Source organism: Pseudomonas sp. NFR09 (assembly GCF_900111535.1).
In the GTDB taxonomy this organism is placed as follows: Bacteria; Pseudomonadota; Gammaproteobacteria; order Pseudomonadales; family Pseudomonadaceae; genus Aquipseudomonas; species Aquipseudomonas extremorientalis.
Genome location: NZ_FOIH01000003.1, coordinates 618847 through 635503, shown reverse-complemented (window position 1 = coordinate 635503; position 16657 = coordinate 618847). Strand labels below are relative to the sequence as shown.

Here is a 16657-nt window from a genome sequence, read left to right as displayed (position 1 = left end):
GGCGGATCGGGGGCAAGCCCCTCCCACAGTTTGATTTGTGAACCTATTCAAATGTGGGAGGGGGCTTGCCCCCAATAGCGGTCTGCAGCCAACACATCAATCCCGGTAAAACACCTGCACCAGGTGCTACCCGAACTTGCTCTTGATCGGCCCGTGAACTCGTTTCACGTTGTGATCCAGGAGTGCTCTACGCCTATTACCACACGGGCTCTTTCGAAAAAGGGGAAGTAATGGTCCGTCACCTTGGATAATTTATGAAAGTAAGCGGTGTCAACTACACCAGGGTTAATCTTGGTGCCATGGCTGCGGGAGCGCTGGACCAGTACGCCGTAATAATCCGGTCGTTCACGTGCTAGTACATCGTTGAATACTTGCGGACCGGTCAATTGAAAAAGCTCGGCTGAGTAGGTTTTTAAGGCTTCGTAGGTTGAATCGTATTTGCCAGTAAAGTGCGGTCTGGGTTTGATAAAGAAATCCTTATGCTTGTCGCACCGGCTGAGCATCTCTTCCGTTACCTTGACCAATACCGGGTTATTGGCGTGAGTGGCGAAAATACTGGAATTGTAACCATAAAAGTCTGCATGGGGCGCATTGATGAAAGTGCCTAGTAATACATCATTGCTCGCCGCCATGAACACTTGCTCGCTTATCTTCGTTGTGAAGCAGTCATCCATGTCCATGTAGATGCCTCCGTAATGATTGGCGAGCGGGTAGCGTAATATGTCAGACGCTGCCGAGTAGTTGGTTGTGGTGCCTGTGGAGATATTCAGGTAGTGCTTATAGATGGCGTGTTTTTTGAAATCTTCAAAAAACACGGTGCCGTTCAACGGAGCAATCGTCAACGTGGGTACGGCGTTTTTCAGTATCTGTGTAAGGGGAATCAATAAGTCATCACTCACATCGGTATGGACGATGACCTTATAACCCGCTGTGTGCGCGGCGTTACGGGTAAGCGCGTCAATGAGGTTCTGACTGGGAAGTAAAGTACCTATCCATATTTTATGAATTTCTCGCGGAATCGGTTGTGTATCCGTGGGCAACACGGGATAGCCAGGAAGCTCCACGTTTCTGAATTCAGTGGGCTGGGGCAACTTGTGCCTGATGGCTTGCCAGTCTTCCAACGTTCCGCGGTCCCAGTAACCCTCATGGGTGAGCCATACAGCTTGGGTGAGGAGTTCGCCGTCAATGGTATCAGGGTGTGTCATCCAGACGCCATGCTGCACGTCGTACCAGATACTCATCGGCGCGCCCTCCGCATCAAGAACAGATAGATGATGCTCAAACTTAACCACCGGAACTCTTGAGGTATGAAGGGGCGCCAAGGGTTGTAGGGCGCTGACAGGAGGGGTGCAGTGATGTTCAGGGTTCAACATTGTATCTCCCACCTGTTTCGAGTGTGATCGAACTTGACGCGAGGGCCGATGTGAGTGTCGTTGTAAAGTTGATAGTCGTCAGTGCCGTGCAGTTTTCTCACAGCGAAGATGTTACCCTGAAGATAAATATAGGTTTTCCCTTCTTTTACGTACATTGAGTTGACGGCTGTTATCTCTGATACGTCGACAGCACGAGCGTGTAATTTGAATTGTTGTTGGATATTGAGTTTGTTGTCGCCGGTGCGGGTGTCAGGTTTGAAGAACTGCGCGCGGCCTTGCGCAGTGGGTACAGCGGAGAGGGGGCGGTATTCAAGTGCTGGAAGATGCCTGTGTGCAAGCGTTTTGAACAGTGTTGGCCCCTGCGACATTTCGGCGCGTGTAAATCTAAGTAAAAACTTGATGGCCAGCATGCCTTTGTGACTGTATTGAAATAACAGTGCAATGGCGCCGAAGGGATTAGCCGCACCTAGAGACCGCAGGAGTACATTGGGTAAAGAACTTTGTAACGGTTGGATCGCCTTGGCTGCTGTTAAGGCTACCTTTGAAAAATTCGTTGACTTAGAAAGAATGATGACCCGACCAAGGCGCGTGGAAATACTAAGGGCCTTGATGCCAAGTCCGACAAACGGCAGTAACAGGCTGAACATTTCAAGGGCCGTGGTAATGATAGTACCCAGTGTTACTTTTCCGGCCTTGATGTCCTGATAAAGCGCACATCCAGGCAGTACAAAGCGCGCCATGAGTTGCGCACGTGCAAACAGTCGCTCTTTATGGGTCTCGTACGGCGTAGGACTCTTCAAATAGGGGTAGGCAAGGTCCATGATGTTGCCGAATACAGCGTTCACCATTTTTTTGCACAAGTATTGGATCTTTTGTGCTCTGGACATTCCCTGTGTCTGCCGTCGGACGGTGTAGAAGCTGACCATTAAGTACGGCGTACTTTCTTTCTGATCTGGGGCACCTCTGAGGTAAGCCCCTTCATTCAAGGGAGAGATATACAGATACGGCAACTCATGCCACAGAGCATCCTGTGTGGGGGGAGAAGACGTCACGTGGATGCGGGTAGCGCGTTTAGCAGAGAGAGGTAGCGCTCGGACAGTTCCTGAAGGGCAAAATATTTCATAGGCGTACTGGATGTCCTCGTTCTCTTTATAAAGGGCGATGAGCCCAAAGCGGCTTTCCTCCCAGTTACCCTGACTGTTTTCAAACGATACCTTTATGTATTTGTAAGCGTTAAGTATCCGCTCCCGGTCCAATTGCGGTGTGCCGTGCAGCGCGAGTGCCAGGCGGTCAACCATGGCGCTTAGAAAGTTGTCCTTGTAGATGGAAAATTGTTGGTCAAACCGCGCTTGTAACTCGCAAGCGCCGTGTGGGTAGGGTTTTACCCCAATCTCTTGTTCTGTAAACCCCACACCGGACACACAGGACATGTACTTTTCCAGAAGGGTCATACGCATTCGGCGTCCAATATGCCGGTCTGCCGCGACGGAGGGGTGAACATGGAAGTACTTCTTGAGCTCGGCTTCTGTGAACGCGATGATCTGTTCCGCATCCACACCAGGATTGGCTTTTTTGAATGCGCTGCTTGCCATGCTTTTACGTTGAGGTGGTACTTGCGCCAGATGAGTAAAGGTTTGTGCCTCGAGGGCCTCTTGTTCGCTGACATAGGCGACAGCCTTGAGGCTATCGGCATGGGTGACCCAGGCAATTTCGGTTTCGGGAATGACTCCCTGGCACATGGCAAAGTGCAGACTGGGCAGCTGCTTTAAAAGAGCAACAGCGGTTTTCTTATCATCGCTCAACCCCGCGTAATGAGCATTCGAGTAGGCGGTGACTATTTCCACGTAGCTCAGGCCTTGGCTAGAGCATGGCTGTTCAGCTTCCAGGCATGCAACCGCATGACGCCAGTGAAGACTGTCCAGGGTTTGCCCGTACAGCAGGGTGGCTGGCACTTGGGTCACTAATAATTCCGGTGCATAACGAGCGCAGAGCAGTGTGAAGACGAACCGCTGGGTTTGGCGGTCTACGTTTTTCGGGAGGCGTTGTTTGAGATGCGCTCGAAGCGTCTCGCGAACCTGGCTTACCGGAGACTCCCCTAGCTCGACGCTGTGCAAGTTCAAACCACAAATGTAGCCGGGCTTTTGTTCGGTGGGTGGGTAGAGATAATCGGTTATAACCGAGATGGCGAGCGCCCTAAATGATGTCTGCGCGTCATTGCGGCCTGGTGCAATGATTTTTCCAAGGGCTTTGCCCAGTCTGTGCAAGCCTGGAAGATCCAGCAGCAACTCATGATATAGCGAATAGTTACGTGGCTGTGCTGGTGAGATCATGTGCTCAGGGTCGTAGTCCGCCAATAACGACAGATTGAGGTAAGACGCTAATGCCGTTAGATCAATCTGGTCAGGTGTTGCTTTGATTTCACTGCACAAAATGGAAACGAGCGCGGGAGATTGGTCCTGTGCGAGGGTCAGCTCTCGTGCGGAGTAGTAGGGGTGAACGCCCTCGCTGGGTAATTGCTTCATGCCCAGTAACCTGAGGCCCACGCTTTCGAGTCGTAAGCCTAGGCGATCGCTGGGGGCGTTGCTCGCATAGAGCTGCATGAAGTAATAGAAGTTGTGCCGAAGACTGCCGGGGTGCTGCCAACTGAAAATCTGGCGTTCATCGCGGTAGGCGCAGATGCGTTGCAGGGCAAGAAAGCGAAGAGAGAGGGGAACAGGTGTCTCGGCAGAGAAATAACTGACGACATGGCTCATGACACCTTTGAGAGTGTTACCCACTTTGTCGGTGTTCAAAGTGCCTATCATCAGCGCTCTGCATTTAGTGTCATTGAACGCAAGCTTATTGAGTGCCGAGAGGTCCAGTATGGGTGAGTCCAGATCTTTGCTGTAGATATCCTGCGCGCGCGCAGTGGAAGTCAGTACTAACGCATCAGAAAGCGTTTTGCCGGGCAACTGTTCAAGCATGCTTGTCTGGCGGTGGTTTATCCAGCGCGCGTGCTGTTTGGTCAAGTGTTGGGCCAGTGATGGATTTAGTGCGTTGCAAAATGCTTCGAGCCCGGCAGGCAACGTATCATTTTTTATCGCGGTGAAGTCGTGCAGGAAATTTTCCGCCTGCTGGACGAGTAAACCCTCCACAAGTTCGTCAACGACGTAAGCTGCTGTGAGCATTTTTTTCAAACCCAGTCGAGCGGGTTGTGTTGAGCAAAAATCAACGATGTTCAGAGCGCTTTTTTTGCTCAAATGGTCCAGTAATAGCGGTCGACTGTTGCTATCAGCCATCTGGGAAAGCAGGCGCTTCTCGAATGCTTCCCAGCTTTCGTACTCCACCGCGCCTGTGTTCAGGGCGAACGCCACAAGGCGGTTTTGCTTTGAGGCTGATGCCTGCTGTTCGATCAGGAATGTGCCGCTGATGGGAAATGCCTTACCGCTGAAAAGATCTACGAACGCACAGGTGTAGGTGCTGATTGCAGGGGGCAGTGCTTGAGCGGAAGATTGGCTGAGTATCTGATTGATCTGCGTATGGCTGTCGTGCGTCAGGGTACTGTCCGCCAGCCCGATACGGGCTGTGGTTTCGATAGCGTGCTTGAGATGGTTGCGCCAGATCGTCTTGGCCCCCTTTTCAGAGGTCACGGGCGCCCAATAGTTTATGACATCCTGCTGGTACAACTTGGGGAGCCTGTCGAGGCGATCCAGAAAGTCATCCAATGTGCCGATATCAACGGAGATGAAAGGATGTAGATTGAATTGACTGTGGTTGATCGGCGACTGCTTCAATAAATCTTGGGCAGTTACCAGGGCGGGACGATCTTCTCTGGTGATGCTCGTGTCCTCATAAACCGATATCTGCAATGAGGTCCACCGGGTGTCCGTTTGCTGATGAGGCCTGACACCTGTGCGAAGGTAGTCTGCTACCAACGACGCGATGGGTTTTGTATAGATGATCAGTCGATCGGTGGCAGGTGGCTTACGGTCTTTGGATGGGACATCGACATAGCCATGGACGATCGCAGCGTAAAAAGTCGAGTGTGTCGTGGCACTGAAGGATTTGCTGATGAACGTGGTGATTTCCCGCTGCAAGTTGTGCGATAAGCGCGGTTGGCGTTTCAGAATGTCGAGCGGATCGTGACGATGGAGTGTGAGCGCATTGAGCTCCAGTTTCTGAAAGGCGCGCAGTTGATAGATATCGATAATATTCGCGATCAACGCAAGGGAATCCTGGTCCAGAGGGTAAGCTGAATTCCTTGAAGTTTCGCTGTTAGTTAATGCGCTGATGAATTCATCCTTGAAACACTGCCGTGCTGTGCGGTCAAGAATCGCGGTGGGATAGAGCAGCGCTGGAAGCTCTCCGCGCCAGAGGGCTTCTGAGAGTTTGTAGAGACATTCCAGGGTCAGCGAAAACGTTAACTTCTCGATGGGAATTGTCACTGCGGTGGAAATCAGGGTTTGAAAAGGCGGAAATCTGCACAGGCCAGGCAGCGCGTGTTCGTCGCCGAAATCAAGGGTTTTGAAGAAGACGTGGGCACGCAGGGCGATAACATGGGAACGTGTGAGCAGGCGCTGAAAAAACTGGCGTGCCTGATCGCTGGGCAGGTCCGCCACATTTGGAATATGTAACGCGTAGAGCAAACTTGGAATGCTGAGTTGTTGTATTTTGGCGGTGTCCACATCCGGCCTCCCTGGTCCTGGTATAGCGATCAAGGTAGGCTGTGTGGAAAGTCACCCGGCAGTATTTATATCTCGTCCAGGTCGACGACGAGCGATACAAATAGAGCCGGTTAATCCCGGTAAAACACCTGCACCAGGTGATACCCGAACTTGCTCTTGATCGGCCCGTGAACCACCTTCACCGGTTTCTTGAAGATCACCGCATCAATCGCCCCCACCATTTGCCCGGGCCGCACTTCGCCCAGGTCGCCGCCACGTTTGCCCGAGGGGCAAGTGGAGTACTTCTTGGCCAGCACATCAAACGCCTCGCCCTTGGCGATGCGCTGTTTGAGCTGTTCGGCTTCTTCGCTGGTTTTCACCAGGATATGACGGGCTTGGGCTTTCATTGATCTCTACCAGGTGTGCGACGGCGCGCGATTATGCCTGAACTCATTCGTCGGCGTTGATCATGCTGCGGATTTTTGTCGCCAGCAGGTCGATGGAAAACGGCTTGGCTACCATGTCCATGCCGTCTTCGAGGAAGCCCTGGCGCTCGGCGGCTTTTTCCGCGTAACCGGTCATGAACAGTACCTTCAGCCCCGGCCGGTGCTGGCGGGCGATTTCCGCAAGCTGCCGGCCATTCATGCCCGGCAGGCCGACGTCAGTCACGAGCAGATCCACACGCTGGTCCGACTCCAGCAGCGGCAGTGCAGCCCGGGCGTCGCCCGCCTGGTGCGCCGTGTAGCCCAGTTCGTCGAGCACATTGACCACCAGCATGCGCACTGCCGGGTCATCTTCGACCACGACCACGGCTTCACCGGCCAGAGCTACCGGGGCTTCACCGAGGCTGGCAGGCAGTTCGCTTTCCAGGGAGGTGCCATGCAGGCGCGGCAGATACAGGCGCACGCAGGTACCCTGGCCCGGCGCGCTCTGGATCGTCACATGCCCGCCGGACTGCTGGGCAAAGCCGTAGATCATCGACAGCCCCAGGCCCGTGCCCTGGCCGATGGGTTTGGTGGTGAAGAACGGGTCGAACGCCTTGGCCAGAATCTTCGGCGCCATGCCGGTGCCGTTGTCGCACACGCCAAGCATCACGTAGTCGCCGGCCTTGACCGGTTCCAGGGTGGTGATGTCGGTGCCGTCCAGGTAACTGTTGGCGGTTTCGATCAGCAGTTCACCGCCGTCGGGCATCGCGTCGCGGGCGTTGATCACCAGATTGAGCAGGGCGTTTTCCAGTTGGCTGGCGTCGGTGTTCACCGGCCAGATGTCATGGCCGAGCTGCACCTTGAGGCTGATGTGCGCGCCCTTGGTGCGGCGGAACAACTCTTCAAGGGACGCCACCAACTGGTTCGGGTCCAGCGGGCGACGGTCCAGGGACTGGCGCCGCGAGAACGCCAGCAAGCGGTGGGTGAGGGCGGCCGCACGGTGGGCGGAGGATACGGCGGCATCGGTAAAACGGCCGATCTCGTCACTGCGCCCGGCAGCGATGTAGCGCTGCATCAGGTCCAGGCTGCCGATGATGCCGGTGAGCATATTGTTGAAGTCGTGGGCGATACCGCCGGTGAGCTGGCCCACCGCTTCCATCTTCTGGGCGTGGCGCAGCGCATCTTCGGCGCGTTCGCGTTCGAACATTTCGTTTTGCAGGCGCTGGTTGGCCTCGGCCAGCGCCTGGGTGCGCTGGGCCACGCGTTCCTCGAGGTTTTCATTGAGGTGGCGCAGGGCTTCTTCGGTGAGCTTGCGTTCGGTTTCATCGATCACAAAGATGTAGAAACCCTTCACCGAACCGTCATTGCTGAAGCGTGGCAGGTACTTCATCAGGGCGTGGCGTGGTCGACCGTCCTGGTGTGGTGTGATGGTCATGAAGCTGCAGGCCTTGCCCTTGAGTGCGGCCTCGATCTTGTCTACACGCCCGGCATACACCTCGTCGCCGAGCACTTCGCGGATGGTCTTGCCGTACAGCTCCTGGGGCGTCATGCCGTACCATTCCAGGTAAGCGCTGTTGTTCAGGCGGAACCGCTGCTCGTGGTCGACATAACCGATCAACACCGGCATGGCGTTGATGATCAACTGCAGCTCGCTCTGGCTTTGGCGCAAGGCCTGCTCGGTGTGTTTGCGCTCGGTCAGGTCCAGCGCAGCACCCAGGAAACGCGCGGGGCGGCCTTGATGATCCTTGTAGCAGCGCCCGCGGGCGAATACCCAGCGCACTTGGCCATCGGCTTGCAGCAGGCGGTATTCCTCGGCGTACTCGGTGCCGAAGGTGATGCAGTGCTTGATGCTGCGCGCCACCATGCCACGGTCTTCCGGGTGCACGCCTTGCAGGTAGTCGCTGATCGGCAAACGGCTTGCATCGTCGGGATCGACACCATGCAGGTAGGCGAAGTGCGTGTCAGCGATAAAACGGTCTTCGCCGATATCCCAGTCCCAGGTGCCGACCGCGTCGGTGGCCGCCAATGCCAGTTGCAGGCGCTGTTCGGTGTTGTGCTGGGCCTTGCGCCGTTCATTGGTTTCGATGGCGGTGACCAGGATGCCGGCAACGCTGCCGCTTTCATCGCGGACCGGGCTGTAGGTGAGGTCCAGCCAGATTTCAGTATCGCGATTGTGGCGTTGCAGTACGAAGCGCTGCTCGCTGAAGGTGCGCACCTGGCCGCTGAGCACGGCGTCGTAGATCGGCCCGGTAAAGCCTTCCAGCTCCGGCCAGGTCTGGTGCGCCGGCTGGCCCATGGCCCCAGGGTGTTTATTGCCCGCGAGTTGGGCGAACCCGTCGTTGTAGAGCTGCGTGAGCTGGTTGCCCCACAGCAGGAGCATCGGCATCGGCGAGTGCACCACGATATCGACCGCCGTGCGCAGGCTTTGCGGCCAATCACCGGCCTCACCGAGAGGGCTTTGCGCCCAGTCCAGCCGCGCAATCAATGCGGCGGCTTCGCTGCCGGTGGATGTTCCAATCATGAAAAAGCCCTGAGCGTAACGCTTTGAAAAATGACAACACCCATTATCCCGTCAGTCGGCAATGAGTGACTACCCCCGAAAAATAGCATGCATTGGAGGTTTGTCTTCAAATGAGTGCGTCAGCGCTGAAACCTTTCATCCTTGCGCCAGTTCCGGGCGATCGCGGAACTGATCAAGCGCCTGCGGGTTGGCCAGGGCGTCGGTGTTCTTCACCGGCTCGCCGTGCACCACATTACGCACTGCCAATTCGACGATCTTGCCGCTGATGGTGCGGGGGATATCGGTGACAGCGAGGATCTTGGCCGGCACATGGCGCGGTGTGGTGTTGGCACGGATCACCTGGCGGATCTGCTGTTCCAGGGCCTCGTCCAGTTCGATACCGTCATTGAGGCGCACGAACAGCACCACGCGCACGTCGTCCTGCCAGCGTTGGCCGATGGCCAGGCTTTCCAGCACCTGGGGGATTTTTTCCACCTGGCGATAGATCTCTGCGGTACCGATCCGCACGCCGCCCGGGTTAAGTACCGCGTCGGAGCGCCCGTGGATCAGCAGGCTGCCGTTGGGGCGCTGTTCGGCGTAGTCCCCTTGGGCCCAGACGCCGGGAAACTGGCTGAAATACGAAGCGAGCAGTTTCTTGCGCTCCGGATCCTTCCATAGCCCGATGGGCATGGCCGGGAAATGCCGGGTGCACACCAGCTCGCCTTTTTCACCGACCAGCGGCCGGCCCTGGTCGTCCCATACTTCGATGGCCATCGCCAGGCTCTTGCACTGCATTTCACCGCGCCGCACCGGCAGCACCGGGTTGCCGATCACAAAGCAGGAGACGATATCGGTGCCGCCGGACATGGACGACAGGCACAGCTCGGCCTTGATTTCGCGGTACACGTAGTCATAGCTCTGCGGCGACAGCGGCGAGCCGGTCGAGATCAGCGCTTTGAGGCTGCCCAGGTCATGGCTGAGGCGCGGTTGCAGGCCGGCTTTTTCCAGGGTGGCGAGAAACTTGGGGCTGGTGCCGAACACGCTGATGTGTTCCGCATCGATCAGGTCGATCAAACGCTCGGGGCCGGGGTGAAATGGTGAGCCGTCATACAGCACCGCCGTGGCGCCGATGGCCAGCACCGACACCAGCCAGTTCCACATCATCCAGCCGCAGGTGGTGTAGTAGAACAGGCAGTCCTCGCGGGACAGGTCGGCATGCAGGCCGTGTTCCTTGAGGTGGGTGAGCAATACGCCGCCGGTGCCATGGATGATGCACTTGGGCACGCCGGTGGTGCCGCTGGAGTAGAGGATGTACAGCGGATGGTCGAACGGCACCGCGACGAAGTCAGGCTCGCCGCCGGGTTGGTAGAAGTCTTGCCACAGCGCGACGCGTGCCTGGGTCTGATAGTCCTCGATCCGCGCCTGGGGCTTTGCGTAAGGCACGATGATCAACTGCTCCAGGGACGGCAGGCGCGCGAGGATTTCATTGAGCTTGGTGGTCTGGTCGATGTCTTTGCCGGCATAGCGGTAACCGGCGCAGGTGATCAGCACGTTGGGCTCGATCTGGCCGAAGCGGTCGATCACGCCCTGGGTGCCGAAGTCCGGCGACGAGCAGGACCAGATCGCGCCCAGGCTGGTGGTGGCGAGCATGCCCACCAAGGTTTGCCAGGTGTTGGGCATACACGCCGCGACGCGGTCACTCTGGGTCACGCCGGCAGCGCGCAGGCTGCGTTGCAGGCCGGCGACGTGGGCGGCCAGTTCGGCGTAGGTCAGTTGTTCGCGTTGGCCGTCTTCTGCGACAGCCACGACGGCGGTGTGAGCGTCACGTCGGCGCAGCAGGTGTTCGGCAAAATTCAGCGTCGCACCGGGAAACCAACGGGCGCTGGGCATCTCGGCGTCTTCGATCAGCACCGCGGTGGGCGGGCTGCGAAATTGCACGTCGAAATAGTCCACGATCGCCCGCCAGAAATCCGCGCGCTGGTCGATGCTCCACTGGTGCAGCGCCGGGTAGTCGCCAAGCTGCAGGCTGTAGCGCTGGTTGATGTAGCGCCGGAACTGGTCCATGCGCGTGTTGGCGATGCGTTCCGGGGAGGGTTGCCAGAGGATGTCGGACATAGGCACGTCTCTTTTTATGTATTCATTCATCCAGACAATACAGTTCAAATGTGGGAGGGGGCTTGCCCCCGATGAGGGAGTGCCAGTTGATACATGGGGTGACTGACCCACCGCTATCGGGGGCAAGCCCCCTCCCACATTTTGAACGCCAGTGTCCGCTGTTACTGGGCCAGCCAGCCGCCGTCGATATTCCACGCCGCACCGCGCACCTGGGCACCGGCTTCGCTGCACAAAAACAGCACCAGTTCACCCAGTTGCGGCGGTGTCACAAACTCCAGCGACGGTTGCTTCTCCGCCAACAGGTCGTGCTGCGCCTGCTGCGGGTCGATACCACTGGCGGCGCGATCATCGATCTGCTTCTGCACCAGCGGCGTCAGCACCCAGCCGGGGCAGATGGCGTTGCAGGTGACATTGCTGGTGGCGGTCTCCAGGCCGACCACCTTGGTCAACCCGATCACGCCATGCTTGGCCGCCACATACGCGGCCTTGCCCACCGACCCGACCAGGCCATGCACCGAGGCAATATTGACAATACGCCCCCAGCCCTTGGCCTTCATCCCCGGCAGGCTCAAACGTGTGCTGTGGAACACCGAGGACAGGTTGATCGCGATGATCGAGTCCCAGCGTTCGGCCGGGAAGTCTTCCACCGCCGCCACATGCTGGATGCCGGCGTTGTTGATCAGGATGTCGACGCCGCCGAATTCACGCTCGGCGTAGGCGATCATGTCGGCGATCTGCGCCGGGTCGCTGACGTCGGCCGGATGATGGCCGACCTTGCCGCCGAACACCCGCACCTGGGCGATCACCGCGCTGGCGTCACCGAAGCCATTGAGGATCAGGTTGGCGCCGGCCTTGGCCAGGCTCAAGGCGATGCCCAGGCCGATGCCGCTGGTGGAGCCGGTGACCAGGGCGGTCTTGCCGTTCAATGTCGTCATGGAAACCTCACACAATGCCGGTGGCGTAGAAAGTACCGATCACCACGAACACCGCGAGGGTCTTGATGAGCGTGATGCCGAAAATGTCCTTGTAGGCTTCGCGGTGGGTCAGGCCGGTGACCGCCAGCAGCGTGATCACCGCGCCGTTGTGGGGCAGGGTGTCCATGCCGCCGCTGGCCATGGCCGCGACGCGGTGCAGCACTTCAAGGGGGATATTGGCCGCATGGGCCGCCGAAATAAAGCTCTCGGACATCGCCGCCAGGGCGATGCTCATGCCGCCCGACGCGGAACCGGTGATACCGGCCAGCAGGGTCACGGTGATCGCTTCATTGACCAGCGGGTTGGGAATGCCCTTGAGCCAGTCCGCCAGCACCAGGAAGCCCGGCAGCGACGCGATCACCGCGCCAAAGCCATATTCAGAGGCGGTGTTCATCGCCGCCAGCAGCGCACCGCTGACCGCGCTTTTGCTGCCTTCGGCCAGCTTGCTCTTGATCGCCGAGAAGCCGAACGCCAGCACCACGATGATCCCCACCAGCAACGCCGCCTGTACCGCCCAGATCGCGGTGAGCTTGGCGATTTCGGTGGTCACCGGCGCACTCATGCCGGGCAGGCTGAGGCTGTGGGTCTTGCCGTACCACTGCGGGATCCAGTGGGTGAACAACAGGTTCATCACGCCGACCAGGATCAGTGGCGACAGCGCGATCCAGGGATTGGGCAGGGTCAGGTTCTCGGCGGTTTCCGGCTCGTTGCGCAGCTCCGTGCCATAGCCTTCACCGGCACGCTGCGCCTTGTTGCGCTGGCGTGCCAGGTAGAGCATGCCGGCGCAGAACACGAAGATCGTACCGATCAAACCCAGCCACGGCGCGGCCCAGGCGGTGGTGTTGAAGAAGGTGCTGGGGATGATGTTCTGGATCTGCGGGGTGCCGGGCAGAGCGTCCATGGTGAACGAAAACGCACCGAGGGCGATGGTGGCCGGGATCAGGCGCTTGGGAATATTGCTTTGGCGGAACATCTCCGCTGCAAACGGATACACCGCAAACACCACCACGAACAGCGATACGCCGCCGTAGGTGAGCAGGGCGCAGACCAGCACGATCACCAGCATCGCCTGGCGCGTGCCGAGCAAACGAATGGCTGCCGCCACAATCGAGCGCGAGAAGCCCGACAGCTCGATCAGCTTGCCGAACACTGCACCGAGCAGGAACACCGGGAAATACAGCTTGATAAAGCCGACCATCTTCTCCATGAACACGCCGGTAAAGGCAGGGGCGACGGCGGACGGGTCGGTGAGCAGGACAGCGCCGAGGGCGGCGATGGGGGCAAACAGGATAACGCTATAGCCACGGTAGGCCGCCAGCATCAGCAGCGCCAGGGCTGCCAGGGCAATGATCACACTCATGGTGTGTCTCCATCGGATTGTTATTGTTGTGGGGTGTTGCTTTAGGAAAGGGCTATAGCGAGATGTGTGCCATGTTCTTAACTTGTTGAAATTAAACAGTAATTTTCTGTATTTGGTGTGCTTCTCTGAATATTGTCTCTAACTTGAGACAAGTGACAAACAAATGTGGGAGGGGGCTTGCCCCCGATGGCAGTGTGTCAGCCGCCTGATAGGCAACTGAAGCACCGCAATCGGGGGCAAGCCCCCTCCCACATTAGCTAGTCTCTGTATTGAAATTTGTGTCTCTTTTTGGAGATCAGTTGATACCCAACGCCACCATCTTCTTGTACAGCGTCGACCGCCCAAGCCCCAACCGCTTGGCCGCTTCCACCACATTTCCCTCGCACGCGCTCAATGCCGCCGCGATGATCTGCCGATCAAACCGCTCCCGCGCCGCACTGAAGCTTTCGCCCTCGACCGTAGCGACGGCACTGCCACGCTCCACGGGGGTAAAGGTGCCAATCGCCGCCCGAATCTCCCCGGCATTCAACACCAGGTCATCACTGAGCAATGCCGCCCGCTCCAGCACGTTGCGCAGCTCACGGATGTTCCCCGGCCACGCATGCTGCGCCAGCAGTGCCAGGGCCTCGCGGTCCAGTTCATGCTGGCTGCGCAGTTCCTCCAGAATCGCCTCGCTCAACGCCGGAATATCCTCCAGCCGCTCACGCAACGGCGGCACCTGGATCGGCAGCACATTCAGCCGGTAATACAAATCCGCGCGGAACTCGCCGCGCTTGATCGCCGCCTCCAGGTCCATGGAGGTGGCGGCGATCACCCGCACATCGCTGTGCAGCATCTCGTTGGAACCCACCGGCTCGAATTCCTTTTCCTGCAACACGCGCAGCAGTTTGCTTTGCAAGGGCAGGGGCATGTCACCGATTTCGTCGAGGAACAGCGTGCCGCCCTGGGCGATCTGGAACTTGCCGGGGCGGCCCTTGCGGTCAGCGCCGGTAAACGCTCCCGGTGCGGTGCCGAAGAACTCGGCTTCCAGCAGGTCAGCGGGAATCGCCGCGCTGTTGATGCTGACAAAGGCCTTGTGCGCACGGCTGGACGCGCCATGAATCGCCTGGGCCAGCAGCTCCTTGCCGGTACCGGTTTCACCCAGCAGCAGCACGGGCGATTCGGCGCTGGCACTGCGCCGCGCCCGGCGTTTCACTTCGAGGCTGGCGGCGCTGGTGCCGATAAAATGCGCGAAGTTGTATTTGCTCTGCCGCGAGCGCAGCAAGGAGCGCGTCGACGCCAGTTCTTGCTGCATGCTCAGGTAGCGCTCAATCAGTGGCGACAGGTTGCGCAGTTCATCAAACAAGGCAAAGCCGATCGCACCGATCACCGCACCGGCGTCGTTGTGGATCGGCAAGCGCATCACCACCAACGGGCCCTTGGGCGTGTCCTGGATGTCCAGCAATATGGGCTGGTCATTGCGTACCACCTGGCGCAGCAGGCTATTGGAGATCACCTGCTCGCACGGCTGGCCGATGGCCTCGTCGGCGCTCTTGAGGCCAAAGCGCTTGGCGTAGCGCTCGTTCATCCACACGATATTGGCGTCGCGGTCGACAATCACCGTGCCTTCGCTGGACTGCTCGATGATCTCGAACAGCGACTGGATAGCCAGGCCGCGAACCTGTTGGTAATCCGTGAGGCTGGTACTCATGACGACAGCCCGCACGCCGCCGCCAGCAGCTCTTGGGTGTAAGGATGCTGCGGTGCATCAAACACCTGGTGGCTCGCGCCGGCCTCCACCACCTTGCCATCCTTGATCACGATCATGTCATGGGCCATGGCACGCACCACGGCCAGGTCGTGGCTGATAAACAGGTAGGTCAGGCCGTATTTCTCCTGCAACTCACGCAGTAGCGCCACCACTTGTTTCTGCACGGTGCGGTCGAGGGCCGAGGTCGGTTCGTCGAGCAACATCAGCGCCGGCTTGAGCACCAGGGCGCGGGCGATGGCGATGCGTTGGCGCTGACCACCGGAGAACTCATGGGGGTAGCGATGGCGGCTGGCGGGATCGAGGCCCACGTCCTTGAGCACCTGCACCACCTGTGCATCGCGGTCGGCCAGGCTGCACGGTGCGTGAACCTCCAGGCCTTCGCTGATGATCTGCTCCACGGTCATGCGCGGGCTGAGGCTGCCGTAGGGGTCCTGGAACACCACCTGCATCTGCTTGCGCCATGGGCGCATCTGCTTATGGTTCAGCGGGTCGAGGGCTTCACCCTGGAAGCGGATACTGCCCGTGGAATCAAGAAGCCGCAAAATCGCCTGGCCCAGGGTGGACTTGCCCGAGCCGGACTCGCCGACAATCCCCAGGGTCTTGCCGCGCTGCACGCTCAGGCTGATGCCATCCACCGCCCGCAAGTAAGTCTTGCGCCGGAACAAACCACCGCCGAGGGGGAATTGCACGGTCAGGTCATCCACCTGCAATACCGTCTCGCGTTCGTCACTGCACAGGGCATTACCGGCCGGTTCAGCATCCAGCAGCAGGCGGCTGTAGGGGTGCTGCGGCGCGCTGAACAGTGTCTGGCAGTCGGCCTGCTCGACGATCTCGCCGGCACGCATCACGCACACGCGCTGGGCAATGCTGCGCACCAGGTTGAGGTCGTGGCTGATCAGCAGCAGGGACATGCCCAAGCGTTGTTGCAGGGACTTGAGCAGCAGCAGGATCTTGCGCTGCACGGTCACGTCCAGCGCCGTGGTGGGTTCGTCGGCGATCAGCAGTTCCGGCTCGCAGGCCAGGGCCATGGCGATCATCACCCGTTGGCGCTGACCTCCGGAGAGCTGGTGCGGATAGGCCTTGAGGCGTTCCTGGGGCTTCTGGATGCCCACCAGTTCGAGCAATTCGAGGATGCGCGCCTGCGCCGCCTTGCCGCCCAGGCCCTTGTGCAGCAGCAGGGTTTCGCCGATCTGCTTTTCGATGCTGTGCAAGGGGTTGAGCGAGGTCATCGGCTCCTGGAAGATCATGGCAATGCGGTTGCCACGTAGCTTCTGCAAGGTGGCGGCTGAAGCGCCGACCAGTTCCTGGCCACGGTACTTGATGGAACCGGTGGTTTGAGTACCGGCCTCGGGCAGCAGTTGCAGGATCGAGTGGGCCGTCACCGACTTGCCCGAGCCCGACTCGCCCACCAGTGCCAAACACTCGCCGGGGCGTACGTCCAGGCACAGGTTGCGCACCACGGTCTGGCCACTGAACGCGACGCTGAGGTCGCGGATTTCGATCAGGTTCATAGGCAG

General features: G+C 58.8%; 9 protein-coding genes. All 9 read right to left on the bottom strand.

The genetic code is table 11. The features are described from left to right. Nucleotides 1–164: 164 nt before the first annotated feature. Nucleotides 165–1373, bottom strand: a complete 1209-nt coding sequence (locus BMX59_RS10300) for a glycosyltransferase (protein ID WP_093121243.1) — start codon at nucleotides 1371–1373, stop codon at nucleotides 165–167. Next, complete coding sequence (locus BMX59_RS10295; protein WP_093121242.1) at nucleotides 1367–6037, bottom strand: dermonecrotic toxin domain-containing protein; 4671 nt, start codon at nucleotides 6035–6037, stop codon at nucleotides 1367–1369. Before BMX59_RS10295 ends, BMX59_RS10300 begins: the two co-directional genes overlap by 7 nt. A gap of 110 nt (nucleotides 6038–6147) precedes the next feature. Beyond that, entirely contained in the window at nucleotides 6148–6423 is a 276-nt protein-coding gene (locus BMX59_RS10290; RefSeq protein ID WP_003174397.1) for a peptidylprolyl isomerase, read from the bottom strand. Between the two features lie 43 nt (nucleotides 6424–6466). Next, a complete protein-coding gene (locus tag BMX59_RS10285) occupies nucleotides 6467–8962 on the bottom strand; it encodes a PAS domain-containing protein (RefSeq protein ID WP_093121241.1) in 2496 nt (831 codons plus the stop codon). Nucleotides 8963–9097: 135 nt separating this feature from the next. After that, the gene (locus BMX59_RS10280; RefSeq protein ID WP_093121240.1) at nucleotides 9098–11056 is read right to left on the bottom strand and encodes an acetoacetate--CoA ligase; all 1959 of its coding nucleotides are present in this window, start codon (nucleotides 11054–11056) and stop codon (nucleotides 9098–9100) included. Nucleotides 11057–11217: 161 nt separating this feature from the next. Further along, the gene (locus tag BMX59_RS10275) at nucleotides 11218–11991 is read right to left on the bottom strand and encodes a 3-hydroxybutyrate dehydrogenase (RefSeq protein ID WP_093121239.1); all 774 of its coding nucleotides are present in this window, start codon (nucleotides 11989–11991) and stop codon (nucleotides 11218–11220) included. A gap of 7 nt (nucleotides 11992–11998) precedes the next feature. Continuing rightward, entirely contained in the window at nucleotides 11999–13390 is a 1392-nt protein-coding gene (locus BMX59_RS10270) for a GntP family permease (protein WP_093121238.1), read from the bottom strand. Between the two features lie 295 nt (nucleotides 13391–13685). Beyond that, on the bottom strand, nucleotides 13686–15080 hold the full coding sequence (locus BMX59_RS10265) for a sigma-54 interaction domain-containing protein (RefSeq protein WP_071487998.1): 1395 nt from the start codon (nucleotides 15078–15080) through the stop codon (nucleotides 13686–13688). Beyond that, nucleotides 15077–16651, bottom strand: coding sequence for an ABC transporter ATP-binding protein (locus BMX59_RS10260; protein WP_092244322.1), 1575 nt, complete (start codon nucleotides 16649–16651; stop codon nucleotides 15077–15079). The genes BMX59_RS10265 and BMX59_RS10260 overlap by 4 nt, the downstream gene beginning before the upstream one ends. Nucleotides 16652–16657 lie beyond the last annotated feature (6 nt).

Coding starts and splice junctions, on each gene's coding strand:
- BMX59_RS10260 (WP_092244322.1), bottom strand. CDS start 16,651: ATGAACCTGATCGAAATCCGCGACCTCAGCGTCGCGTTCAGTGGCCAG.
- BMX59_RS10275 (WP_093121239.1), bottom strand. CDS start 11,991: ATGACGACATTGAACGGCAAGACCGCCCTGGTCACCGGCTCCACCAGC.
- BMX59_RS10300 (WP_093121243.1), bottom strand. CDS start 1,373: ATGTTGAACCCTGAACATCACTGCACCCCTCCTGTCAGCGCCCTACAA.
- BMX59_RS10270 (WP_093121238.1), bottom strand. CDS start 13,390: ATGAGTGTGATCATTGCCCTGGCAGCCCTGGCGCTGCTGATGCTGGCG.
- BMX59_RS10290 (WP_003174397.1), bottom strand. CDS start 6,423: ATGAAAGCCCAAGCCCGTCATATCCTGGTGAAAACCAGCGAAGAAGCC.
- BMX59_RS10280 (WP_093121240.1), bottom strand. CDS start 11,056: ATGTCCGACATCCTCTGGCAACCCTCCCCGGAACGCATCGCCAACACG.
- BMX59_RS10285 (WP_093121241.1), bottom strand. CDS start 8,962: ATGATTGGAACATCCACCGGCAGCGAAGCCGCCGCATTGATTGCGCGG.
- BMX59_RS10265 (WP_071487998.1), bottom strand. CDS start 15,080: ATGAGTACCAGCCTCACGGATTACCAACAGGTTCGCGGCCTGGCTATC.